Origin of the sequence: Plantactinospora sp. KLBMP9567 (assembly GCF_033446045.1) — a bacterium.
Lineage (GTDB): Bacteria > Actinomycetota > Actinomycetes > Mycobacteriales > Micromonosporaceae > Plantactinospora.
The window spans coordinates 113,969-137,066 of the sequence record NZ_JAWQRR010000026.1 but is presented as its reverse complement, the minus strand read 5'-3'; the positions used below and the strand labels follow the sequence as shown (position 1 = coordinate 137,066).

Below are 23,098 nucleotides of genomic sequence, written 5' to 3'. Positions count from 1 at the left end.
CAACCGCGACAGGTGGAGCAGGCTGAGCTCCGAAGTCTTCCGCCAACCGCTGACATGCTGCCAGTGCGTGTCCGTCTGCTGGTTGGCCAACAGACTCCACATCTGCCGGACATCATGTGACACCCAGTTGGTTGTACCGGAGATCTGGCCGGTCCCCCCACCATCAAGCATCTGGACTCCCCGTGTTCCCCGTGTTCCCCGCGTCACCCTGCGGCGCTGTCGCGTTCTGCGACCCGGGTGGCGGCGGTGCCGCTGCACCAGTCTCATCAAGCGCCTGTTCGACGTCGCGGACCCGGGCCTGCGAGAACGCATCGGCGTTGCCGTAGTTCTTGCTGACCTTCTCGGCCGCGGTGGCGAGGCCGCCGGTGCCGTCGCCGACGTCCCAGACCCGTGTGGACGTGTCCTGCTGGACGTTCCGATGCGCTTCGAAGAAGGACACCAGCTCCGCGAAGCCTGCGTTCGGCGCGGGCAGGTTGGGCAGCATGTCCGACTGGACTTCTTCCATGTGTGGGACGTAGTTCTTCTGGACCTCGGCCAGGAGTTGCTGGGCGAACTCTTCCATCCGCTGGATGTCAGCTTCTATAGAACCGCCGTAGTCGCGCAGCCACGCAGGGCCACGGTCTTCCTCAGGTATCACGTCTTCTCCCCAGGTGCTACGTACTGCCCCATGCCAAGGTTAGTGGGTATGTGCCGGTGTGGGCAGCCCTGTTCGGGTGGCCCGGGGAGGTCAGTACGGAAGGCCGGAGAGCCGCCAGGCGTCACGGCCGGTGTGGGCCGGCCCGCCGGGCGGCGACGCCGTACCGGGGCGACCGCGTCGTGCCCAGGTCGACGCGGCAACCGCAGGGGCCGATGTGGCCGGTCGGGACCGGAGCAGGACCGCCCCGACCAGCGCCGCCAGCTCCTCCGGGGTGGGCGTACCTCGGACCACCCGGAGCAGCGGTTCTTCGTCAGCCATGGCATTGAGGGTACGTCCTTGTCAATTGGTGGTCGTCTCAGATAGGCGTGCCGAGGGTGTGACACTTGTTGCCGTTGGGTACCGTCCACGCGTGTCTAGTGCGCCTCCACAACTCATCGCTGACCGGTACCGGCTTATCGAGCCGCTTGGCCAGGGCGGGATGGGTCGTGTCTGGAAGGCGCGTGACGAAGTCCTGCACCGGGACGTCGCGATCAAGGAATTGGTGCCGCCGCCGGGGCTGACCGAGGACGAGCGGCGGGAGATGCGCGAACGCTCGCTTCGCGAGGCACGGGCGATCGCCCGGCTGAACCACGCGAACGTGGTCCGGGTCTTCGACGTCCTGCGTACTGATGGTGACCCGTGGATCGTGATGGAGTACATCCCGTCGCGGTCGTTGCAGGACGCGTTGGCCAGCGACGGGCCGGTGTCACCGGCACGGGCCGCCGAGATCGGGCTGGGCGTGCTCGGCGCGCTGAAGTCCGCGCACCGGGCCGGGGTGATGCACCGGGACGTGAAGCCCGGCAACGTGCTGCTCGGCGACGACGGTCGGGTGGTGCTGACCGACTTCGGGCTGGCCACGGTGCCCGGGGACCCGAACGTGACGCGTACCGGGCTGGTGCTGGGGTCGCCCGCGTACATCGCGCCGGAGCGGGCCCGGGACGGCACGGCCGGGCCGGAGGGTGATCTCTGGTCGCTGGGCGCGACGCTCTACGCCGCCGTCGAGGGGCAGTCGCCGTTCGCCCGGCCGTCGGCGATCGCCACGCTGGCGGCGTTGGCCACCGAGCCACCGCCGGTGTCGCGCCGCGCCGGTCCGCTCAAGACCGTGCTCGCCGGCCTGTTGCGCAAGGACCCGGCGAACAGGATCAACGCCGAGGTCGCGGAGCGGCTGCTGCGTCGCGCGTCCGGCCGGCGCCGCAGCCCGGGGATGTCACTGCTTGACGGGGTACGTCGACCGGGGCCGAACGGCCCGCGCGAGCCGGGCGAGCCGCGTACCCGGATCGTGCCGTTGCCGGCGCCGCGACCGGCGCAGGAACGGCCGCAGGCCGCCCCCGCTACGGCTCCGCCAACGGCCGTCCCATCAGCTGCCGACACGACGAGACTGCCCGAGCCGCCGGCCGCCGAGACAACGAAGTTGCCCGCCGCACCGGTCGACGAGGTGGAGACAGTGGCGGCGCGTACAGCGGACTCTCCGGCACCGGAGACCGGCTCGACACCCAAAACGCCCGACAGCCCTTGGTCGCCGTCCGAGCCTGCGGTCGTCGTATCCGCTGGGTCGGCAGACGAAGGCGAGGTGAAGTCGGATCCGGCGCCCACGGCAGTGCAGCCGAAGCCCGACACCGCGCCGACCGAGCTGGTAGCCCCGGCGGCACAACCGCTAAGCCAGACATCCGTCCCCACCGGCCGCGATATCGAATACGACGAGGGCGGCGGGAACGGTCGCGGTCTGTTGGTCGCCGTACCGGCCGGCAACCGACGGATGTGGCTTCTCGGCGGACTCGTCGTTCTGCTTCTGCTCGCCTTGGCCGTGATAGTGCCACTGGCCAACGGGGGTTCGGGGGAGGAGGATAACGTCGGCACCACGGGCTCGGCTCCAGCCGGTGCGCCGACCGCCGCTACCAACGCAACATCAACGCCGACGCCGGCTGCAACGACGCCATCGGCTCAACCTTCGGCGACCCCGACCGGTCAACCCAGCCAGCCGCAGCTACCACTTGGCTGGCGCATGCACAGGGACCCGACGAATTTCTCCGTGCCCGTCCTAGAGGGGTGGGAGATGACTCGGGAGAAGACTGGGCCGGCGGCGGATGCGGTCCGGGTGTGGTTCCGTGATCCGAATGGTCCCGGACAGCTACTCATCGACCAGACCAACCGGCCTGAGCCTGATCCGGTAGCCGATTGGAAGAGCAAGGAAGACTATCGGCGGAACAATACGGTCAACTACCAGCGGGTCAGGCAGATCCGCGCGGTGGACTACTGGGACAAATGTGCCGACTGGGACTGGTTGGAGACTGTGGATGGAGTCCGGGTCCATGTCCGTAACCGCGGCTTCGTGACGGCTCCTGACAAGGCGTATGCGATCCGGTGGGATACCGCAGCAGACGAGTGGGACGAGAACCTCCCCAACTTCCAGCTCATCGTCGATGGCTTCCGACCCGCCCGGGATTGACTCTGACGAGTCGATCTCGAACGGCGCGGCGGTGATCCGGCAGGATCTTCCAGGTTTGCGACCTCGCCAGGACGTGTCCGATTCGAGCGGGGGATCTTGCGGCAGCGGGCGTCGCGGTTCTTCTGTCAGTGCGACAGTCGGCTACTGTCACCCGACATGGCTCACGGTTTGCTGAGCCCGAGGTTGATTCGGTCGGCGGCGAGGCACGGTGGCGCCATGCCTGCGCCGAGCATGTGCGTCTGGGGTCGGCGACGTTGCTGCTCCACGACGTCACGACGTTGTACTTGAAGACTGACGAAGGTGACGGGTTCCGTGAGCCCGGGTTTCTCGAAGGAACGCCGCTTGGCGGCGCATGTCCCCGTCCGTCTGTTGTGACCGATGGAGCGGGGTTTCCCGCTGATGGTTCACACGTTCGAGGGCAACTGGGCCGACCACCACCAGCGCCGGTCCTGCGGGCGTTCTTGGATGCGTACGGCCTGTGCGAGGTCATGGTCGTGGCCGAGCCGGGATGGTGTCGGAGGCGAACAAATGCGCGATTAAGCAGGCGGGGCTGTTTTTATCCTCGGTGCCCGCATCCCCGACGTGCACGGTGTCGTCATGCGGCGGCCCGACGCGGCGGGCAGCGGCGTGCCGGTCGAGGACGGCGCTGATTCGGCCGGTAGCCCGTGGCGGGCACGGCTGGCACGCGCCTGCGCCGAGCATGTGCGCCTCGGGCCGGCGACGCTCCTGCTCTACGACGTCACGACGTTGTACTTCGAGGCCGACGAAGGCGACGGGTTCCGCGAGCCCGGCTTCAGCAAGGAAAGGCGGCTCGAACCGCAGATCACCGTCGGTCTGCTCACCGACGGGGCGGGGTTCCCGCTGATGGTGCACGCGTTCGAGGGCAACCGGGCCGAAACCACCACCATGCTGCCGGTCCTACGGGCCTTCCTCGACGCACACCACCTGTCGGATGTCACCGTCATCGCCGACGCCGGCATGGTGTCCGAGGCGAACAAACGCGCCATCGAAGCCGCTGGGCTGTCGTTCATCCTCGGCGCCCGCGTCCCTGACGTGCCCTACGTCGTCACGGAATGGCGCGACGCCCATCCCGACGCCGAGATCCCCGACGGGCACGTGTTCGTCCAGCCCTGGCCCGCCGGCCCCGGCGACAGACGCCGCGACCACACCATACTTCTACCAGTACCGGGCCGACCGCGCCCGACGCACCCTCCGGGGTATCGACACCCAGGTCGCCAAGGCCGAGAACGCCGTCGCCGGCAAAACAGCGGTCAAGCGGAACCGGTACGTACGCCTGACCGGCGCGACCAAGAGCGTGAACCGGACCCTGGAGGCCAAGAACCGGGCCCTGGCCGGCATCAAGGGCTACGTCACCAACCTCCCGAACCCGGACCCGCAGCAGGTGATCGGCGCCTACAGCCAGCTACTCCAGGTGGAGAAGTCCTTCCGGATGTCCAAGACGGACCTGGCCGCCCGGCCGATCTTCCACCACACCCGCGAGTCGATCGAAGCGCACCTGACCATCGTGTTCGCCGCCCTGGCCGTGTCCCGCTGGATCGAGAACACCACCGGCTGGACCATCAAACGGTTCGTCACCACCGCCCGCCGCTACCGGACCATCACGATCCAAGCCGGCGACCACACGATCACCGCAGCCGACCCCCTACCCACCGAACTCCAAGCCGCCCTCGACGTCATCCACGGCACGCACTAAATGAGCCAAGTCGGGAAAACAGGTTGACGGCTACGGATGTAACGGTGAGTGACGCTGGGTTGATCGCCGGCCGCGAGAGCGTCCCGATTGGACACAGCGGCTCAGCTCAGAACAAACCGCCGACCTGGTGGATCGGGTGGGCGAGGCGTGGTGGCTCGGTGGGAGAACACGCTGTTGGGCCGCCCGCACATGGTGCCCTCGGTCTTCTCGCCGGCCGCGGACGCCTTGCCTCCCGTGGCATACAGCCGCAGCCGCCGCTTGATCGTCGCGTACGACGGCGCCCACGCGCCGGCCTCGTCTAACACCCGCACCGAGTCGAGTTTGCTGGTCGGCTCGATGATCCTGGCCAGGACCAACGCCTTGAACACCTCGTCCTGCTCGGCCGCCGCGGCGAACCCCAGGGCGTCGTACCCACGGCCCAACGCATCCAACAGGTGCCCGGCCGTCGTGGATGTGATCGGCAACGGACCACCCCCGTTGGCCGGGCTGCCCGGCAGACGCAGATCCAACTCACCCTGCCCCGCGGCCATCCGCTGCCGCGCCACCGCCTTCAACAGCTCCAGGTCCGCGTCCGTGTGCGCCGACCCGATGTGCTCGATGTCCCGCGAACCCCGCCGCTGGGAGTGCACAATCTGCACCGCCCGCGCCCCGGACGCCGTCTTCACCGTCCGCACGTACGCCACACCCACACGATAAAACCCGCGCCGTTTAGTGCGGGCCTCCCGACATAACACCCCAGGTCACAGCCCCGTAGACCCCCGGATCGCAGACCGTGAGCCAAGTCGGGTTACATCCGTAGCCGTCAACCTGTTTTGAATGCCCTCCGGCTATGCGATCGACCTGGCGTCTTGCTTGGACCTCGTCACAAGGAAGCTGCGCTACAGAACCTTTGATGGATCTGGGGTTGTCGGTGCATCCATGGATGTGGAATGATTGCTGCACGTGATGCACATCCAACGGAAGGTGGATCTGATGCACGTAAGCCCTAAGCTGCAAAAAGGCCTCTCTCTTGCGTCGTCGGCCATGCTTGCGCTTGTCGCAACTGGCGTGATAGTCGGCGGAGCGGGCTCGCCGGCTTCTGCGTCATGTAGCCATTCCACCTCCTTTCCGTCGTCCGCGCTGCTCAGTGTTACCAGTGACCAGGTCGCGGTCCGAACTGGACCGCATACGTCTTGTGGTTTGAATTACCGCGTGAATTCTGGGCTGATTATGAACGCACATTGCTATGATACAGGAGACGCTGTAGTAAGGAATGGTATTACCTATACGACTTGGTCTTATGTGCATATCTGGAGTGATCCCGCTCCCGCAGGCTGGATGTCGGATGCGTATCTAGAGAACGGCGGCGCCCCCTACCACTGCTGATCGCCTCCCGGTTTCGGATTCTCATGGCTAATATGTTGATCCTGATCGAGGCAGGGATTTGACGCTTTCGGCGCCTTGATCAGGTGGTGTCCTACATGAAGGGTGCCACCTGATCAAGTCATGCCACAAGCCCGGCATAGTCGACGTTCCAGGGAACATGTTCGGCACCGTGGCTGGCTGCTCGCCGCCGGCCACCGCGCCTGCGGCGGGCATCACCATGCTCGCTGCCTAATTGGCCGCCTGCACCCCGCGTTGCGTCGGTTGTTGCCGACGGCTGGTCCCACGTGATCCTCGACGGGAAGTTTCGCCTGCGACTGTTGATTGAAACACGCTCAGCGTTGACGGAGTTCGGCGTCCGTATGTACCTCCGCAACCGGGGCTTCGTCACCAGCGGCAAGAAGGCGTACGCGGTCCGTTGGGACACCGAGGCGGCCGACTGGAACCGGGAACTCGCCACTTTCAAGATCATCGCGGATGGATTCCGACCCGCGACGAGTTGACAGGCATGACCTCATTTCCGTCGGGGTAGTGGTGATCTCGACGGAAGGAGGTATGACTGTTGCGCGTTCGACATCATGCGACGAAGCCGAGCATCGCCTTGTGGATGCTGGTCGCGATCGGCGATCTCGCCCTGCTGGTGGCGAGCGTCGGAATGCTCGCGGTGATCGCGCTCGCCAGCGTCGTGACCGTGGCCGTCGCTACGACGGGTGGCTGGTTGTTGCTGCGACGCGGCATGTTGTTGCTGCGACGCGACATGCCGAACCGGACTGCGGCGCTACCGGCTGGGGTGGCCGTAGCGGCGACGGGGCGGACGCGGGCCGGCTCTGCCGGTCAGTTTCGTTGAGATCGGGCTTCGACGATGGCGGTAACCGGATCAGTTATCGACCTGCACAGGTGATGACCGGTCCCGATGCCGCCGACTCGTCTCAGGGGCGGGACCAGCGGCTGTTCAATCGCCGCGCCACGTCCGCGACGTCGTGGCGATTGTGGGCGAGCAGGCTGCTGCGGGCGTCGCGATAACGGGGGCAGGGCCAGCGGCGCCGGCAGGCGACACACCGCCACATGCCGAGTAGTCGCCACAGTGGTGCCGGGCGATGTCGTTCGATGATCGCCATCGAGCGGTCGCGTTCCATTGCGGACCTCCGGCGGGTTGCGGGAGGCGCGGCGGCTCGCCGGCTGCCAACGGGAGACGAGCCGCCGCGCGGGGGACCGACCCCGCCGGGCTGCGGACCAGGGAGGAATCGGCCATCCGAACATAGGGCATCTAGATGCCCTAGGCAACCCTTGATGCACCCTTATGCATCCTTAGGCTTGTGCATGCACAAGGTTGCGTGATCGAATACTCCTGCGGACCAGGGAGTATCGGTGGCAACGTCGAAGACTCAGAAGATCATTGATGACATCACTCGCAAGATCGCGTCAGGCGAGCTGAATCCTGGCGACCAGATCCCGAGTGCGGCCGAGCTACGCGCCCAATACGGTGTCTCCATCACCGTCGTGCGTGGTGCAGTCAACTGGCTCAAGGCGAAGGGGCTGGTGGAGGGTCATCCAGGGCTGGGCGTCTTCGTTGTGGAGCACGAGGAGTAGGCAGCCCGCTGGGCACCGGAGACGTGAGCTAGGCTCGCTCGGATGTCAGTGGATGGCGTGACAGATCTCTGGGACAAGCTGCTCGGGGCGCAACCGGACCCACCCCCGCTGCTGGTCCTGATCACCGGACTGGTCGCCCTCACCGTGGTGGTCACCCGGGTGCCCTGGCGGGTCGGGCGCAACGCCATCACCATCGCGCACGAGGGCGGGCACGCGCTGGCCGCCGTACTCACCGGGCGTCGGTTGCAGGGGATCCGGCTGCACTCGGACACCTCCGGACTGACCCTGTCAGCCGGCCGGCCGACCGGGCCCGGGATGGTGTTCACCCTGCTGGCCGGCTATCTGGCGCCGTCGCTGATCGGTCTGGCCGCTGCCTGGGTACTCGGCGGCAACCGGATCACCCTGCTGCTCTGGGTCGCCGTGGCGCTGCTGCTCGCCATGCTGGTGATGATCCGCAACGTCTTCGGCATCATCTCGATCGTGGTCACCACCGGGGTCGTACTCGGGGTGTCCTGGATGGCGTCGCCGGAGGTGCAGGCCGCGTTCGCGTACACCGGGGTGTGGTTCCTGCTGCTCGGCGGCGTACGGCCGGTGGGCGAACTCCAGACCCTGCGTCGGCGGGGCCAGTTGCCGCAGTCGGACGCGGACCAGCTCGCCTGGCTCACCCGGGTACCCGGGCTGGTCTGGGTCGGGATCTTCGGCGCGGTCAACCTGCTCGCCCTGCTGGCCGGCGCGGCCCTGCTCACCGGTCCGATACTGAACTCCGCCAGCCTGCCCGGCTGACCACCGCCGGACAACGGGGGCACCGGGGGGACAACGGGGGGCACCAGGCGGACAGCGAGGGAAGCAAGGGAACCCATGCGATACGTGATCATCGGAGCCGGTGCGGTCGGTGGCACCATCGGGGTACGGCTGAACGAGGCGGGTCGGGACGTCACCCTGGCGGCCCGGGGCGCCCACCTGGTCGCGATCCGGGCACACGGGCTGACCCTGAGCACCCCCGACGGCGAGTACGTCGCCCGGGTCCCCGCCGTCGGCGACCCGGCTGCCCCCGACTCCGGGATCACCGATGCGACGCTGACCCCCGACACGGTGCTGGTGCTGACCGTCAAGTCGCAGGACACCGAGGCAGCCCTGCGGAGCTGGGCCGACCTGCCCGTCCAGGGCGGCGGCACGGCGGCGGAGCGACTGCCGCTGCTGACCGCGCAGAACGGGGTGGCCAACGAACGCATCGCGGCGCGGATCTTCGACCGGGTCCATCCGGTCTGCGTCTGGCTGCCGGCGACGCACCTGGAGCCGGGCCGGGTCGTCGCCAGCGGGCACCCGTACTCGGGAATGCTGCACCTCGGCACCTTCCCGGCCGGCTCCGACGACCTCGCCCGGCGGGTCAGCGCGGACCTGACGGCGGCCCGGATCCTCGCCCCGGTCCGCGACGACATCATGCGCTGGAAGTACGGCAAACTGCTGCGCAACCTGGGCAACGCCGTCCAGGCACTCCTCGGCCCCGCCGGCAGCAGCGCCGCCGGCAGCAGCGCCGACGGCAGCAGCGCCGACGGCAGCAGGGCTGACGGCAGCGCCGACGGTGGGGCGGACGATCGTCGGGCGGCCCAGGCGGCCGAGCTGCTCGCGGCGGTGCGGGCCGAGGGCGAGGCCGTACTCACGGCGGCCGGTATCCCGTACACCTCGTCGGCCGAGGAAGCGGCCGAGCGCGGCGACCGGGTGGAGGTGGTGCCGGTGGCCGGGCAGCGCCGGCAGGGCGGCTCGACCTGGCAGAGTCTCGCCCGGGACGCCGGCTCGGCCGAGACGGACTACCTCAACGGCGAGATCGTGCTGCTCGGCCGGCTGCACGGGGTGCCGACCCCGGCCAACGCGACGGTGCAGCGGGCGATGCGCCGGGCGGTCCGGGAGCGCATTCCGGCCGGCACCTTCCCCGTCGCGGAACTGACCTACCCGCCGCGGAGCTGACCGACCCGTCTCGTGGCGCGGACCGATCCGCCGCAGAGCTGACCGACCTGCCGCGCTGAGGACGGACGTGCACCGGCAATCTTTCGCTCCAGCCAGGCAACCGGACCCCCGGGCCCAGGCGTATTGGCTATGTCCGCCAGGGGGAGGTCGTAGGTGCCCGACGTCGACGACTTCGACGAGTTCTACCGGGGGAGCCGGCAACGGCTCCTCGGGTACGTCTACCTGTTGACCGGTGACCTGGCCGAGGCCCAGGACGCGGTACAGGAGGCGTACATCCGGGCCTGGCAGCGCTGGTCACGGATACGCGACTACGCCGACCCGGAGGCGTGGGTACGGGTGGTGGCCGCACGGGTGGCGATCAGTCGCTGGCGCAGCCTGCGCAGCCGGGCCCGGGCGTACCTGCGGCACGGGGTGCTGGCCGACACCCCCGGCCCGGGTACCGAGACCGTGGAGGTGGTCGCCGCACTCCGCCGGCTGCCGGAGGAGCAACGTACCGCGATTGCCCTGTACTACCTGCTCGGCCTGCCGGTGGCCGAGGTGGCCCGGGAGACCGGCGCACCCGTCGGCACGGTGAAGGCTCGGCTGGCCCGGGGCCGGGCCGCGCTGGCCGGCCTGCTGGCGGTCGTCGATCTGGAAGAGGTGGCCGATGTCTGAGCCGTTTCCCTCCCGGGCACCGGGCCCGGAGCCGGGGCACGCCTCCGACCCGCCGTCGGGTCGGTCGCCCGGGTGGCAGCCGAGCCTCGTCGGCCGGGTCGCCCTGGAGGTTGCCACGGTGTCCTGGCCCGCACCCGAGGAGATCCGGGCCCGGGCCCGGCGGCGCAACCGGATCCGGACGGTGGCCGGCACGGTCGCGGTGGTCGTCGCGGTGACGGCCGGGTCGGTCGGCCTCGTCGAGCGGTACGGCGGCCACCCGCGGCCGGTCGCTCCACCAGCCTCGGCGCCGACACCCGCGCCGGACCCGGTCGCGATCCCGCCGTCGGCGCTGCTGCAACCCGGGGACGTCGGGCCGGGACTGGTCGTGGACCGGGTCAACGTCTGGGCGGACGCGGCGGTGGACCTGATCGATCCGACCGTGGTGATCGACTGCCCCGGGTACGGGGCGTACGACCGCTACGACGGGCTGGCCCGGATGTTTCGGCGGCACACCGTGCAGAAGCCGCCGACGGTACCCGGCGACCCGCTCACCGGGCAGGCGGTCGTACACGAGAAGGTGTTCCGGCTCGCTCCCGACGCGGCCCGGCGGGTCTTCGCGGACGCCCGTGCCGTGCCCGACCTCTGTGCCCGGTACGTCAGTTCCGGCGTGATCGAGATCGACGGCCGTCGGCTTCCGGTGGACGCGGAGCACCGCTGGCGGGTCCTTGCCGAGGGCTTCGCCGGGGACGAGTCGGTGCTGCTGGAGTGGCAGACCACGATCCGGCGGCGGGACGGCGCGGCGGTGGTGGACGGGCCGGCCGGGCGGCTGGTCGGAGTCGCCCGGGTCGGCGACCTGGTCGCGGCGGTGGACCGGGTCGACGAGGTGCCGGACCCGCAACGGGCCCGGGCGCTGACCCTGGCCGCCGCCGCCCGGCTCTGCGACGTCGCGAACCCGCCCTGCTGAGGCGGCCCCCGGGCCGGCCCCGGAGGGCAGCGCCGGTCAGAGCGGGATGTTGCCGTGCTTCTTGGCGGGCAGCGACTCCCGCTTGCTGCGGAGGATCCGGAGCGCCCGGACGATCTGGCTCCGGGTCTCCGCCGGCCGGATCACCGAGTCGACGTAGCCGCGTTCGGCCGCGACGTAGGGGTTGGCGAGGGTGTCCTCGTACTCCCGGATCTTCTCGGCCCGGACGGCGGCCGGATCGTCGGCGGCGGCCAGCTCACCCCGGTAGAGGATGTTCACCGCGCCCTGCGCGCCCATCACCGCGATCTGCGCGGTCGGCCAGGCGAAGTTCAGGTCCGCGCCGAGATGCTTGGAGCCCATCACGTCGTACGCCCCGCCGTACGCCTTGCGGGTGATCACGGTGACCTTCGGCACGGTGGCCTCGGCGTACGCGTAGATCAGCTTGGCGCCGCGCCGGATGATGCCGTCCCACTCCTGGCCGGTGCCGGGCAGGAACCCGGGTACGTCCACAAAGGTCAGTACCGGGATGTTGAACGCGTCGCAGGTCCGGACGAACCGGGCGGCCTTCTCGGAGGCGGCGATGTCCAGGCAGCCGGCGAAGTGCATCGGCTGGTTCGCCACCACCCCGACCGGCCGCCCCTCGACCCGACCGAAGCCGACCACGATGTTCTGCGCGTAGAGGGGCTGGACCTCCAGGAACTCCCCGTCGTCGAGAACGTGCTCGATCACCTGGTGGATGTCGTACGGCTGGTTCGCCGAGTCCGGGATCAGGGTGTCCAGCTCCCGGTCGGTGTCGGTGACCTCCAGCTCGGCCGGCGCGTCGAAGACCGGCGACTCGTCGAGGTTGTTGCTCGGCAGGTACGACAGCAGCGCCTTGACGTAGTCGATCGCGTCGTCCTCGTCGGTGGCCAGGTAGTGCGCGTTGCCGCTCTTGGTGTTGTGGGTACGCGCCCCGCCCAGTTCCTCCATCGCGACGTCCTCGCCGGTCACCGTCTTGATCACGTCCGGCCCGGTGATGAACATGTGCGAGGTCTGGTCAACCATCACGGTGAAGTCGGTGACCGCCGGGGAGTAGACGGCACCGCCCGCGCACGGCCCCATCACCAGTGAGATCTGCGGGATGACGCCGGAGGCCCGGACGTTGCGGAAGAAGATCTCGCCGTACAGGCCGAGGCTGACCACCCCCTCCTGGATCCGGGCGCCGCCGGAGTCGTTGATGCCGACCACCGGGCAGCCGATCTTCATCGCCAGGTCCATCACCTTGACGATCTTCTCCCCGAAGACCTCGCCGAGGGAGCCGCCGAAGACCGTGAAGTCCTGGGCGAAGACACAGACCTGCCGACCGTCGACGGTGCCGTACCCGGTCACCACGCCGTCCCCGTACGGGCGGGTGCGGTCCAGCCCGAAGTTGGTCGACCGGTGCCGGGCCAGCCCGTCCAGCTCGACGAAGGAGCCCGGGTCGAGGAGCAGCTCGATCCGCTCCCGGGCGGTCTTCTTGCCCCGGGCGTGCTGTTTCTCCACCGCCCGGGCCGACCCGGCGTGCACCGCCTCGTCCACCCGTCGGTCCAGGTCCGCCAGGCGACCGGCGGTGCTGTGGGGGTCGATGTCGGCGGTGCTCGGCTGCCCAGTCACGCCCGCGATCGTAACGACGATCCGTGCCCAGGCCACCGCCCGGTGGCGGGGCGTGTGCCGCACCACCCCACCGGCGACCGGCGGTAATACCCCGGCCGCGACCGGACGGACCCGCCCCGGGCGTCGGACCCGTACGCTGGGCTGATGCCCGGATCGCCGTACACCGACCTGGACCGTCCGCCGCTCGACGCGCGGCGGCTCCGGCGGGCCCTGATCACGCCGGAGAGCCTCTGGACCCGGCTGGTGCTGCACGGCGAGACGGGGTCGACGAACGCCGACGCGGCCGAGGCTGCCCGGGCCGGCGAGCCGGAGGGGCTGGTGGTGGTCGCCGAGCGGCAGACCGCGGGGCGGGGGCGACGCGGACGTACCTGGGAGTCGCCGGCCCGGGCCGGGCTCGCGGTCAGCGTGTTGCTCCGCCCGGGGGTGGAGGTGCCCGACCGGGACTGGCCGGCGGTGCCGCCACCCCGGTACGGCTGGCTTCCGCTGCTGGCCGGGGTCGCGCTGGTGGAGGCGGTGGACCTGCTGGCCGAGCTGGACTCCGCGCTGAAGTGGCCGAACGACCTGCTGGTCTGGCCCGACTCCGGCAACGGCCACCCCTCCGAGGACCCGCCCACCGGCCGGACGGGTGGCGAGGCTGCCGGTCGGACGGATGGCGAGCCGGACGGGTGGACGGGCGGCGAGCCGGACGGGTGGACGGGCGGCGAGGCTGCCGGCCGGGCGGGTGGCGAGGCGAAAGCTGGCGGGATCCTCGCCGAGGGTGTCTCCGGAACCGGTGGAGCGGACTCTGCGGTGGTGCTCGGCCTGGGCGTGAATGTGACGCTGCGCGCGGCCGAGCTGCCGGTCAACCCGACCGGGCTGCCCGCCACCTCGCTTCAGTTGGCCGGTGCGGTGGCCACCGACCGCGACCCGTTGCTGCGGGCGCTGCTGCGCGGCATCGACCGCTGGTACGGCCGCTGGCGTACCGCCGGTGGCGATGCCCTCGCCTGCGGCCTGCACGAGGCGTACCTGCGTAACTGCGCGACCCTCGGCCGAGAGGTACGGGTGCTGCTGCCGGCCGGCGACGAGTTGGTCGGTACCGCCAGCACGGTCGACCCGGACGGGCAACTGGTGCTCACCACCGCCGGCGGCGAACGCCGGGTCGCCGCCGGTGACGTCCTGCACCTGCGCTGACCAGCGTCTCTGCTGCCTTTGCCGGCACCGGGTGCGGTCGGCGCCGACCCGCACGGCCGCGGCCGTGCCGGCGTCATCGGCCCGGCAACGGTGCGGAGATCCGCCACCGCGTCGGCGTGGAGCGGACGGTGATCCGCCCGACTGTCGGTAAAGAGTCGATACCGGATACCACGGTCGTAGCGTGGAACCGCTACGGTCACCGCGGACATTCGGTTATGGACGAGGAGGATGGGGTGGCTTTCCCTGAGGACGTGCTCACCCAGGACGAGCATGTCGTAGCGCACCTGCACCCGCACTGGAAGGCGTTGATCCGACCGGTCGTGGTGCTGGTCCTGGCCGTCGCCGCGGTGGTCGCCGGCCTCGTTCTGCTGCCGTCGAGCGGTGCGGGCACCGTTGGGGGCTACGTGGTCGCGGCGGTCGCGCTGGTACTGGTCGTCTGGTTGAGCATCTGGCCGTACCTGGTCTGGCGGACCACGCACTACCTGTTCACCAACGAGCGGGTGCTGCTGCAGAAGGGTGTCTTCTCCCGGGATCGCCGGGACATCCCGCTGGGCCGGATCAACGACCACTCGATGAACCAGAAGTTTCTCGAGCGGCTGCTCGGTTGCGGCACGCTGACCATCGAGTCGGCCGGCGAGCGGGGCCAGTCGGTGCTGGCGGACATCCCGGGCGTGGAGAAGGTGCAGACCATGCTCTACGAGATCGTGGAGGCAAACCATGACAAGCACTCGCTCGGTGACGGCGAGATGCGCGAAATAATGGCGGACATGACCGAGGGCAAGCCGCTGCGCGAAGAGTCGAAGTAGCGGCTGTGCCGGCAGCCGGACACCGGCTGCGCGAAGAGCCGAAGCAACACGCCGAAGGGTCCCTGGAGCCCGCCGCTCGCGGCCGGTCAGGGGCCCTTCGGCGCAGATCAGCCCGGAGGTACCGGTTCACGCATCAGGAACCACCCCCGGAAGCGGGTACGCAGTACCTCGCGTTCCGGCTGGCCCTGGGCGTCCAGCCGGTCCATGCTGGCGGTCAGGGTGACGGTGCCGAAGCCGGGTCGCGCCACCGACGGCTTGCTGCCGAGTACGGTCAGCCGGGTCGCCAGCCGGTCACCGGCGCGTACCGGGGCCAGCCAGCGCAGCTCCTCCAGCCCGGGTGAGGCGTCCCCGGCCGCCCGGGCCAGCACGTGGTCGACGTACGCCCGCATGAAGAGGCTGACCGTGAAGAAGCCGCTGGCGATCAGCCCGCCGTGATGGCTGCGTCGGGCCAGTTCCTCGTCGAGGTGGTACCACTGCGGGTCGAAGCGCCGGGCGAAGTCGACCATCTCCCGCCCGTCGACGACGGTGACCCCGAGGTCGAAGGAGCGACCGGGCGTCAGATCCTCGAAAAACAGCTCGGCGGGCGCGCCGGTACCGGATCGGCTCACCGTGCGGCTCAGCGGGCTGACGAACGCCGGGGAGCGGCGTTCAGCTCGGCGGCGAGTTCGGTCTCCAGCGCGGCGTCGATGGTCTCGGCGAACTGAACCTCGAGCGGCTGGGCGGAGCCGACCGGCGACCCGGTGTCGGCTCGTGTCCCGGTCGTGGCGGGTGCGGCGCCGGCGGTCTCGGGCTCGGTCAGCTCGCTGACCGCCCCGGCGAGTTCGGCGACCGGGTCGAGCTCGGCCAGGAATTCGCCGTCCGGCTCGCCCGCCGGGTGCAATCCGGTCGTCTTGCCCACCACACCGGGCGCGGTCGGGACGGACGGCGTGCTCGGGGACTTCCGCAAGACGGTGCTCGGGGACTTCCGGAAGACGAAGGTGCGGTAGGACCAGAACCGGAAGACCGTGGCCAGCCCGACGCCGACCGTCTTGGCGAGGTTGAGCGCCAGCAGGCCGCTGATGCCGAACCCGTACTTGGCCAGCGCCAGTACGCCGAGTTCGATGACCAGGCCGGCGCCGTTGAACAGGAAGAAGAGGGCGTATTCGCGGCGCATCGCCGATTTTGGCCGGTCCCGGTAGGTCCAGTGCCGATTCATCAGATAGGACGAGATGGTGGCGACGACCGTGGCGACGACGTTCGCCTTGAGTTGCCCGTCGGCGAACACGGTGAGCGCCAGCGCGTTGAACACCGCGTAGTTGATGGCGGCGTTCACGCCTCCCACGGCACCGAATTTCAGCACCTCACGCAGGAACCTCTGCCAGCGCTCGGGCAACAGACGGGCGAAACGCATTCGACCACCTTAGGGCAGATGTGGGCGCCGGATGCGCCGACGGGGCGAGGTGGGTCGCCGGTCACTGCCTCTTGTGACTCTGTGTGATCACTTCTGGTGCGTCGGAGGCCGCCGGGCCGACGAAGACGAACCGGCGGTACGACCAGAACCGGAAGAAGGTGCCCAGCGCGGCGCCGATGAAGTTGGCCGCGATGTTGTCGGCGATCAGCGACTTGAACACGCCCGGCCAGATGCTGCCCAGCCCGTAGTGGCTGATGGCCAGGCAGGCGAGACCGATGCCCAGGCCGACGGCGTTGAAGAAGAAGTAGAGCGAGTACTCCCGGGCCATGCCGGAGCGTTCCCGGTGTCGCCAGGTCCAGAACCGGTTGCCGACGAAGGCGACGGTGGCGGCGATGACCGTGGAGAACGTCTTCGCGGTGAGGGTCTCCCAGCCGAGGCTCGCGTTGGCGTAGTTGAACAGCACGAAGTCGACCGCGAAGGCCACCGCACCGACCGTGCCGAACTTGCCCAGCTCGTGAATGAGATGACCGAACCGGTCCAGAAGGGTCCGAATCAAACCGCGGCGGGCGCCCGGCGGTGAGGGCTGTTCGCCGGTGGCGGTCGAAGACACGGCTTGAGCGTACCGGTTGCCGGTCGTCCGCACGCCCCGCAACGGGCGACTCGCGGGACCGGACCGCGGCGGCCACCTGGCGGCGGCCGGACCGTTTCGCGGAAGGAGTGTCGGGTGTGACATCCGGGTCACCTGGCGTCAATGACTGCTGTGAGGACACCGTGACGCAATGCTGTTGCCCTGAAGGATTTGCGTGAAACTGCGCGTGGGAGCGAGGAAAGAATCGCCTTACGGCAGCCCGCCCGCATCTTGTGCAGTTCTTCACAACCAGTCTCGCTGCCCCGAACGCCGGCTCGGTTTACGCTGACGGAAATCCCAGGCTTTCACAAGGCGACGCGGTCGCCGCCCCGTCGGCACCGCACGCGCGGCAATCGGTCAGCGTCGACCAAAGGAGAACTGTCATGGCCGCTCCGGCTACTATCCGGGGTCTCGATCAAGCTCCGACAAGCCATCCGAAACTACTCGCCTGGGTCAAAGAGGTAGCCGAACTCACCAGCCCGGACCAGGTCGTCTGGGTGGACGGCTCGGACGAGGAATGGCAGCGCCTCACCGACGAACTGGTCGACGCCGGCACGCTCGTGCGCCTCGATCCGGCCCGCAAGCCGAACTCGTTCTGGGGGCGTACCGATCCCTCCGATGTGGCCCGGGCCGAGGACCGCACCTTCATCTGCTCGGTCGACGAGGCCGATGCCGGACCCACCAACAACTGGATGGCCCCGGCCGAGATGAAGCGCATCATGACCGACCTCTACCGGGGTTCGATGCGCGGTCGGACCATGTACGTCATTCCGTTCTGCATGGGCCCGCTCGAGGCGGAACAGCCGATGTTCGGCGTCGAGATCACCGACAGCCCGTACGTCGTCGCGTCCATGCGCATCATGACCCGGATGGGCACGAAGGTACTGGCCGGAATGGGGGAGAACGCCGACTTCGTGCACGCGCTGCACTCGATCGGCGCGCCGCTGGAGCCGGGCCAGCCGGACGTCGCGTGGCCGTGCAACGACACCAAGTACATCTCGCACTTCCCGGAGACCCGGGAGATCTGGTCCTTCGGCTCCGGCTACGGCGGCAACTCGCTGCTCGGCAAGAAGTGCTACTCGCTGCGGATCGCCAGCGTGATGGCCCGGGACGAGGGCTGGCTCGCCGAGCACATGCTCATCATGAAGCTGACCTCGCCGGAGGGGTCGGTGCACTACATCGCCGGCGCCTTTCCGTCCGCATGCGGCAAGACCAACCTCGCCATGCTGGAACCGACCATTCCAGGCTGGAAGGTCGAAACCATCGGCGACGACATCGCCTGGATGAAGTTCGGCCCCGACGGCCGGCTCTATGCGGTCAACCCCGAGTACGGGCTCTTCGGCGTCGCACCCGGCACCGGCTGGAAGACCAACGCCAACGCGATGCGCACCATCGACCTGGGGAACTCCATCTTCACCAACGTCGGACTGACCGACGACGGCGACATCTGGTGGGAGGGGATGAGCGAGCCGCCGGCCCACCTCATCGACTGGAAGGGTCGGGACTGGACGCCGGACAACGGCGAACTCTCCTCGCACGCCAACAGCCGGTTCTGCACCCCGCTGCTCCAGTGCCCGATCGTGGCCGACGAGTTCAACGACCCGAACGGCGTACCGATCGACGCGATCCTGTTCGGTGGGCGGCGCAAGGACACCATTCCGCTGATCACCGAGGCCCGGGACTGGGTGCACGGCGTCTACATGGGAGCGACGCTCTCCTCGGAGACCACCGCCGCCGCCTCCGGCGAGGTCGGTGTGGTCCGGCGGGACCCGATGGCGATGCTGCCGTTCATCGGCTACCACGGCGGGGACTACTTCCGGCACTGGATCGAGATGGGCAAGGGCACCGACGGCGACGAGTCGAAGCTGCCGAAGATCTACTACGTCAACTGGTTCCGGAAGAACGCCGACGGCGACTTCATCTGGCCCGGTTTCGGCGAGAACTCCCGGGTGCTCAAGTGGATCGTCGAGCGCCTGGAGGGCCGGGCCGAGGCGGTCGAGACGCCGATCGGCTTCGTACCGGCACCGGGCGCGCTCGACGTCGACGGGCTCGACATGAGCCCGGAGGACCTCCGCATCGCCACCCGGGTCGACGTCGAGGAGTGGCGCGACGAACTGCCGATGGTCACCGAGTGGTTCGAGAAGTTCGGTGACAAGCTGCCGGGCGTGCTCTGGGCCGAACTGGACGCGCTGCGGGCCCGGCTCGACGACGAGGCGGTCCGGGTCGGCACCGACCAGCAGCGCTCGGCCCGCTAGGGACACGGCCCGGGCGGCCGGCCCGGGACACGCCCGGGCGGGTGTGGGTGGTCCGGGTCGGGCATCATCGACGGCATGACGACGGCCGCCGCGACCGAGGTCCGGCGGCCGTCCGCCGTCCGCGGGCTGACCTGGCTGCTTGCCGCGACCGCGGCGGCCACCATCGCGGTCGACGCGCTCAACTGGTGGTACGCCGCCGACCGCGGCTTCGGGCTGGCGGTACGCAGCGGCTGGGCGCTGCTGCGCACCCTCGGGTTCCTGATCCTGATCCGGCACGTCCGGCGGGGCCGGGCCGGTGCCCGCCCGCTCGGGCTGATCCTCGCGGTGACCACGGTCTTCGCGGTCGGTCGGCTGATCGTGCCCCGGGCCGGCGTACCGGCGCTGCCCGGAGTGCTCGGCTTCGCCGTGCTGGCCGTACTCTGCGCCGCCGTCGTCTGGCTGCTCTACCGGTCGCCGCCGCTGCAGGAATACCTGGTCCGGCACCCGAGCCGGCTGGTCGTCGACCGGCGGGGCATCTCCTGGCGGGAGGTCGCCCCGCGTCGGCCGCCGGTCGCCGGCTGGCTGCTCACCGCCCGGGTCGCCGCCTTCACGTACGGGCCGTTGACCCTGGTGCCCTGCCTGGTGGCAATCGGCACGATTCTCGACGGCCGGCTGCTCGCGGTGCCTACCGTGGTGCTGTGGTTCGGCATCGGCATCGGGGTCAGCTATGCGGTGCTGTTCAGCACCTTCTTCCTGCTCCGGGGCAAGACCTGGGCCGGCGGGCTGCTGGTGCTGATCAGCGTGCTGGTGGTCGTGGCCGACCTGGCGTTCTGCTGGCTGCTGCTCGGGGTCGACGGCCTGGTCCGGGACGGTGTACCGCTGGTGGTGGCCGCCGGGCTGACCCTCTACGCGCTGCGCCGGGCCGCCCGGGCCGCCCGGTCGGCACCCCCGGCCCGGGTCGCCGCCGCCCGACCCGGCTGAGGTGACCGGCCGTGGAGACCGTCGACGTCGCGGTGGTGGGTGCCGGTCCGGCCGGGGCCAGCGCCGCGCTGGCGGCCCGCCGGGCGGGAGCGCGGGTGCTGCTGCTGGACCGGGCCGACTTTCCCCGGGACAAGGCATGCGGGGACGGGATCGCCGCACACGCGCTCGACGTACTCGCCGAACTGGGGGTTCCGGACCCGGTGTCCGGTTACCGGCCGGTGCCGGCGCTGCGGCTGGTGGCGCCCGGTGGCGGGAACGTGGCGCGGCGGCTGCCGCGGCCGGCGTACACGGTGCCGCGCCGGGTCTTCGACGCCCGGCTGGTGGCGGCGGCGCTCGCGGCCGGCGCGGAGCTGCGCCGGCACGCGGTGCGGCGGATCGAGCGCTCCGACGGCCTGGTGGTGCTCGACCGTACGGTGGCCGCCCGTGCCGTGGTCGGTGCCGACGGTGCCGGCTCGGTGGTCCGGCGGGCGCTGGGGCACGGCGCCAATCCCGACGGCCACCTGGCGCTGGCCATCCGGGGGTACGCACCGGACGCCGCCGGCCCGGCCGAGCAGCGGATCGTCACCTCGGCGGCGCACTGGCCCGGCTACGCGTGGTCGTTCCCGATCGGTGACGGGCGGGCGAACGTCGGGTACGGCGAGGTGCTGGCCGGCCGCCCGCTGCGCCGGACCGAACTGCTGGAGCGGTTGGCCGCGCTGCTTCCCGAGTTCGACCCGGCGGCCGTCACCGAGCTGCGGGCGCACCACCTGCCGCTCTCCACCCGCCGGCCGGCGCCGGGCCGGGGCCGGATCGTGCTGGCCGGGGACGCGCTGTCGCTGGTCAACCCGTTCACCGGCGAGGGGATCTTCTACGCGGTCCTCTCCGGGGCGCTGGCCGGGGCGGCCGCCGCCACGGCCCCGCACGCCGCAGCCGACCGGTACGCGGCCGCGCTGCGGGCCCGCCTCGGCGCTCACCTGCGGGACAGCTCGGCGGTGGCCTGGCTGGCCCGCCGGGCGCCGGTGGTGGACGGGGTGGTCCGGGCCGCCGACCGGGACGCCCGGGTCTTCCGGACCCTGGTCGAGCTGGGCCTCGGCGACGGCCGGCTGGACGCCCGGACATTGACCAGAGTCGCCGGCGCGGTGGCCGGCTCGGCCGGCCGGCACTTCCGTAGCCGGCTCTGATCGGTACGCTGCAAGGGATGAGTCTGCGCGACCTGATCTACTCGGTGTATGAGCGACGTCTGACGGCAAAGCTCGCCGGCAAACCCGTGCCGAAGCACGTCGGGGTGATGTGCGACGGCAATCGGCGCTGGGCCAGGGAGATGGGGTATGTCGACCCCAACGACGGGCACCGGGTCGGCGCAGCCAAGATCAAAGACGTGCTGGGCTGGTGCGACCAGGCCGGAATCGGGCACGTCACGCTCTACCTGCTGGCCACCGACAACCTGCGCCGGCCGGCCAGCGAGCTGGACCCGCTGGTGCAGATCATCGAGGACCTGGTGGTCGAGCTGGCCGAGGAGGGCAATCCCTGGCGACTGCGGATGGTCGGCGCGCTCGACCTGCTGCCGGCGCAGACCGCGATCACGCTCAAGTCGGCGCAGGAACGCACCCAGGACCGGGTCGGCGGGGCACAGGTCAACATCGCGGTCGGCTACGGCGGCCGGCGGGAGATCGCCGACGCGGTCCGGTCCCTGCTCTACGAGCACGCGGCGTCCGGTGGCACCATCGAGGAACTCGCCGAGGTGCTCGACGTGGATCACATCGCGGAGCACCTCTACACCCGGGGGCAGCCCGATCCCGACCTGGTCATCCGGACCAGTGGCGAGCAGCGGCTCTCCGGGTTCCTGCTCTGGCAGTCGGCGCACTCCGAGTTCTACTTCTGCGAGCTGAACTGGCCGGATTTCCGGCGGGTCGACTTCCTGCGCGCCCTGCGGTCGTACGCCAACCGCCAACGCCGGTACGGCGCCTAGCCAGCCCGCCCGGTGACCGGCGTGGCGTGCCGGCCGCCCTGGGCGGCTCCGGTCAGGTCAGCCGGTGCAGGGCCTCGGTGAGGAAGTCGCCGAGGGCCTCCGGGGACTCGATGTTCAGGTCGGCGGCGGTGGAGACCTCGTCGCCGGTCTCCGGGTTGGCCACCGCGACGCAGACGCCGAAGAAGTCCGGATCGACCGCCTCGCGGGCGCGCAGGGCGGCGAACGCCTTGATGTCCGAGACGTCGTCACCGAAATACCAGGCGCAGCCGGCGTCCCGGACCGCCTCGTCGATCACCATCCCCTTGTCCCGGTCGACGGGCGGTTTGAGCTCCAGCACCATCCGGCCGACCTGCACCCGCAGGCCCAGTCGGTCGGCCTGGTCCCGACCCCACCGTTCGACCTGCTCGGCCAGGTGCGGGGCGGTGCGGTAGTGCAGGGCGACGGAGAGCCGTTTGTATTCCACCAGCGTGCCCGCGGGCAGCTCCGCCCGGGCGTGGTCGGCGAGTTCGGCCATGGTGGGTACGAACGGCAGCGCGGCTTCCTCGGTGATGGTTTCGCCCGAGGCGTGCAGGTGCTCCAGCCCGTAGAGGCCGTAGAGGTCCACGCCGGGCGCGCCGGCGAACCGGTCGCGGAGGAACTCCACCGGTCGGGCCGAGACGATGGCCACCCGCTGCACCACCTCGGTGAGCGCGGTGATCGCGGCCAGCGCCTTGGGAGCCGGCTCGACGGTCGTCGGATCGTCCCGGACCGGGGCGAGTGTGCCGTCGAAGTCGAAGAACAGGACACAGCGCCCGGCCCGGTCGGCGGTCGCCCGCCATGCCTGCTCGGCAGTCAGTGGACGGGTCGGGGGCTCGCCCCCCGCGTTGATCGGCCGCACGGGCGTCAGCGTACCCCGGCGGGTTGCCACCGCAGATGTCGAAGCGAAAACGTCTCACTCGTCGAGGCGGCAACCTCGATCGTCG

20 protein-coding genes and 4 pseudogenes are annotated in these 23,098 nt (G+C 70.1%); 16 read left to right on the top strand and 8 right to left on the bottom strand.

All coding sequences use genetic code 11. The annotated features are described in order from the left end of the window. Positions 1 to 163 precede the first annotated feature (163 nt). A complete protein-coding gene (locus tag R6Y94_RS21255) occupies positions 164 to 637 on the bottom strand; it encodes a hypothetical protein (RefSeq protein ID WP_318397629.1) in 474 nt (157 codons plus the stop codon). Positions 638 to 727: 90 nt separating this feature from the next. Beyond that, complete coding sequence (locus R6Y94_RS21250) at positions 728 to 955, bottom strand: acyl-CoA carboxylase subunit epsilon (RefSeq protein WP_318397628.1); 228 nt, start codon at positions 953 to 955, stop codon at positions 728 to 730. 91 nt (positions 956 to 1,046) lie between these two features. On the opposite strand from R6Y94_RS21250, the gene R6Y94_RS21245 reads away from it, so the two are divergent. Beyond that, positions 1,047 to 3,122, top strand: a complete 2,076-nt coding sequence (locus tag R6Y94_RS21245; protein WP_318397627.1) for a serine/threonine-protein kinase — start codon at positions 1,047 to 1,049, stop codon at positions 3,120 to 3,122. A gap of 666 nt (positions 3,123 to 3,788) precedes the next feature. After that, positions 3,789 to 4,836: pseudogene (locus tag R6Y94_RS21240) on the top strand (IS1634 family transposase); the annotation flags it as partial. A 236-nt stretch (positions 4,837 to 5,072) separates the two neighbouring features. Here the strand turns inward: R6Y94_RS21240 and R6Y94_RS21235 are convergent. Further along, positions 5,073 to 5,474, bottom strand: a pseudogene (locus tag R6Y94_RS21235) (IS1634 family transposase); the annotation flags it as partial. Positions 5,475 to 6,560: 1,086 nt separating this feature from the next. Here R6Y94_RS21235 and R6Y94_RS21230 point away from each other — a divergent pair. From R6Y94_RS21230 to R6Y94_RS21200, 7 genes are all read left to right on the top strand, one after another. Then, on the top strand, positions 6,561 to 6,701 hold the full coding sequence (locus R6Y94_RS21230; RefSeq protein ID WP_318397626.1) for a hypothetical protein: 141 nt from the start codon (positions 6,561 to 6,563) through the stop codon (positions 6,699 to 6,701). Between the two features lie 104 nt (positions 6,702 to 6,805). Further along, positions 6,806 to 7,045 (top strand): hypothetical protein, encoded by a 240-nt coding sequence (locus tag R6Y94_RS21225; protein WP_318397625.1) that lies wholly within the window; start codon positions 6,806 to 6,808, stop codon positions 7,043 to 7,045. Between the two features lie 521 nt (positions 7,046 to 7,566). After that, complete coding sequence (locus tag R6Y94_RS21220) at positions 7,567 to 7,788, top strand: winged helix-turn-helix domain-containing protein (protein WP_318397624.1); 222 nt, start codon at positions 7,567 to 7,569, stop codon at positions 7,786 to 7,788. A gap of 42 nt (positions 7,789 to 7,830) precedes the next feature. Beyond that, positions 7,831 to 8,571 (top strand): M50 family metallopeptidase, encoded by a 741-nt coding sequence (locus R6Y94_RS21215; RefSeq protein WP_318397623.1) that lies wholly within the window; start codon positions 7,831 to 7,833, stop codon positions 8,569 to 8,571. A gap of 75 nt (positions 8,572 to 8,646) precedes the next feature. Further along, on the top strand, positions 8,647 to 9,753 hold the full coding sequence (locus tag R6Y94_RS21210; protein ID WP_318397622.1) for a ketopantoate reductase family protein: 1,107 nt from the start codon (positions 8,647 to 8,649) through the stop codon (positions 9,751 to 9,753). A 153-nt stretch (positions 9,754 to 9,906) separates the two neighbouring features. Beyond that, positions 9,907 to 10,407 (top strand): SigE family RNA polymerase sigma factor, encoded by a 501-nt coding sequence (locus R6Y94_RS21205; protein ID WP_318397621.1) that lies wholly within the window; start codon positions 9,907 to 9,909, stop codon positions 10,405 to 10,407. Beyond that, a complete protein-coding gene (locus tag R6Y94_RS21200) occupies positions 10,400 to 11,350 on the top strand; it encodes a hypothetical protein (RefSeq protein ID WP_318397620.1) in 951 nt (316 codons plus the stop codon). Before R6Y94_RS21205 ends, R6Y94_RS21200 begins: the two co-directional genes overlap by 8 nt. Positions 11,351 to 11,386: 36 nt before the next feature. On the opposite strand, the gene R6Y94_RS21195 is transcribed toward R6Y94_RS21200, so the two are convergent. After that, positions 11,387 to 12,979 (bottom strand): acyl-CoA carboxylase subunit beta, encoded by a 1,593-nt coding sequence (locus tag R6Y94_RS21195; RefSeq protein ID WP_318397619.1) that lies wholly within the window; start codon positions 12,977 to 12,979, stop codon positions 11,387 to 11,389. A 144-nt stretch (positions 12,980 to 13,123) separates the two neighbouring features. On the opposite strand from R6Y94_RS21195, the pseudogene R6Y94_RS21190 reads away from it, so the two are divergent. From R6Y94_RS21190 to R6Y94_RS21180, 3 genes and pseudogenes are all read left to right on the top strand, one after another. After that, positions 13,124 to 13,537, top strand: a pseudogene (locus tag R6Y94_RS21190) (biotin--[acetyl-CoA-carboxylase] ligase); the annotation flags it as partial. A gap of 165 nt (positions 13,538 to 13,702) precedes the next feature. Continuing rightward, positions 13,703 to 14,149: pseudogene (locus R6Y94_RS21185) on the top strand (biotin--[acetyl-CoA-carboxylase] ligase); the annotation flags it as partial. 233 nt (positions 14,150 to 14,382) lie between these two features. After that, positions 14,383 to 14,955 carry a PH domain-containing protein gene (locus R6Y94_RS21180; protein ID WP_318397618.1) on the top strand — a complete coding sequence of 191 codons (573 nt, stop codon included), beginning with the start codon at positions 14,383 to 14,385 and terminating at the stop codon, positions 14,953 to 14,955. 107 nt (positions 14,956 to 15,062) lie between these two features. Here the strand turns inward: R6Y94_RS21180 and R6Y94_RS21175 are convergent, their stop codons facing one another. The 3 genes from R6Y94_RS21175 to R6Y94_RS21165 all read right to left on the bottom strand — a co-directional run bounded on the left by R6Y94_RS21175 (position 15,063) and on the right by R6Y94_RS21165 (position 16,955). After that, entirely contained in the window at positions 15,063 to 15,563 is a 501-nt protein-coding gene (locus tag R6Y94_RS21175; protein WP_318397617.1) for a MaoC/PaaZ C-terminal domain-containing protein, read from the bottom strand. An 8-nt stretch (positions 15,564 to 15,571) separates the two neighbouring features. Continuing rightward, positions 15,572 to 16,345 carry a GtrA family protein gene (locus R6Y94_RS21170; RefSeq protein WP_318397616.1) on the bottom strand — a complete coding sequence of 258 codons (774 nt, stop codon included), beginning with the start codon at positions 16,343 to 16,345 and terminating at the stop codon, positions 15,572 to 15,574. 61 nt (positions 16,346 to 16,406) lie between these two features. Then, on the bottom strand, positions 16,407 to 16,955 hold the full coding sequence (locus tag R6Y94_RS21165) for a GtrA family protein (RefSeq protein WP_318397615.1): 549 nt from the start codon (positions 16,953 to 16,955) through the stop codon (positions 16,407 to 16,409). Positions 16,956 to 17,356: 401 nt separating this feature from the next. Here R6Y94_RS21165 and R6Y94_RS21160 point away from each other — a divergent pair, with 401 nt between their 5' ends. The 4 genes from R6Y94_RS21160 to R6Y94_RS21145 all read left to right on the top strand — a co-directional run bounded on the left by R6Y94_RS21160 (position 17,357) and on the right by R6Y94_RS21145 (position 22,136). Beyond that, positions 17,357 to 19,228, top strand: a complete 1,872-nt coding sequence (locus R6Y94_RS21160; RefSeq protein WP_318397614.1) for a phosphoenolpyruvate carboxykinase (GTP) — start codon at positions 17,357 to 17,359, stop codon at positions 19,226 to 19,228. A gap of 75 nt (positions 19,229 to 19,303) precedes the next feature. Then, a complete protein-coding gene (locus tag R6Y94_RS21155) occupies positions 19,304 to 20,188 on the top strand; it encodes a hypothetical protein (protein ID WP_318397613.1) in 885 nt (294 codons plus the stop codon). An 11-nt stretch (positions 20,189 to 20,199) separates the two neighbouring features. After that, on the top strand, positions 20,200 to 21,348 hold the full coding sequence (locus tag R6Y94_RS21150; protein ID WP_318397612.1) for a geranylgeranyl reductase family protein: 1,149 nt from the start codon (positions 20,200 to 20,202) through the stop codon (positions 21,346 to 21,348). 17 nt (positions 21,349 to 21,365) lie between these two features. Further along, the gene (locus tag R6Y94_RS21145; protein WP_318397611.1) at positions 21,366 to 22,136 is read left to right on the top strand and encodes an isoprenyl transferase; all 771 of its coding nucleotides are present in this window, start codon (positions 21,366 to 21,368) and stop codon (positions 22,134 to 22,136) included. 52 nt (positions 22,137 to 22,188) lie between these two features. Here R6Y94_RS21145 and otsB read toward each other — a convergent pair whose 3' ends face one another. Continuing rightward, on the bottom strand, positions 22,189 to 23,013 hold the full coding sequence (otsB, locus tag R6Y94_RS21140; protein ID WP_318397610.1) for a trehalose-phosphatase: 825 nt from the start codon (positions 23,011 to 23,013) through the stop codon (positions 22,189 to 22,191). Positions 23,014 to 23,098: the final 85 nt, after the last annotated feature.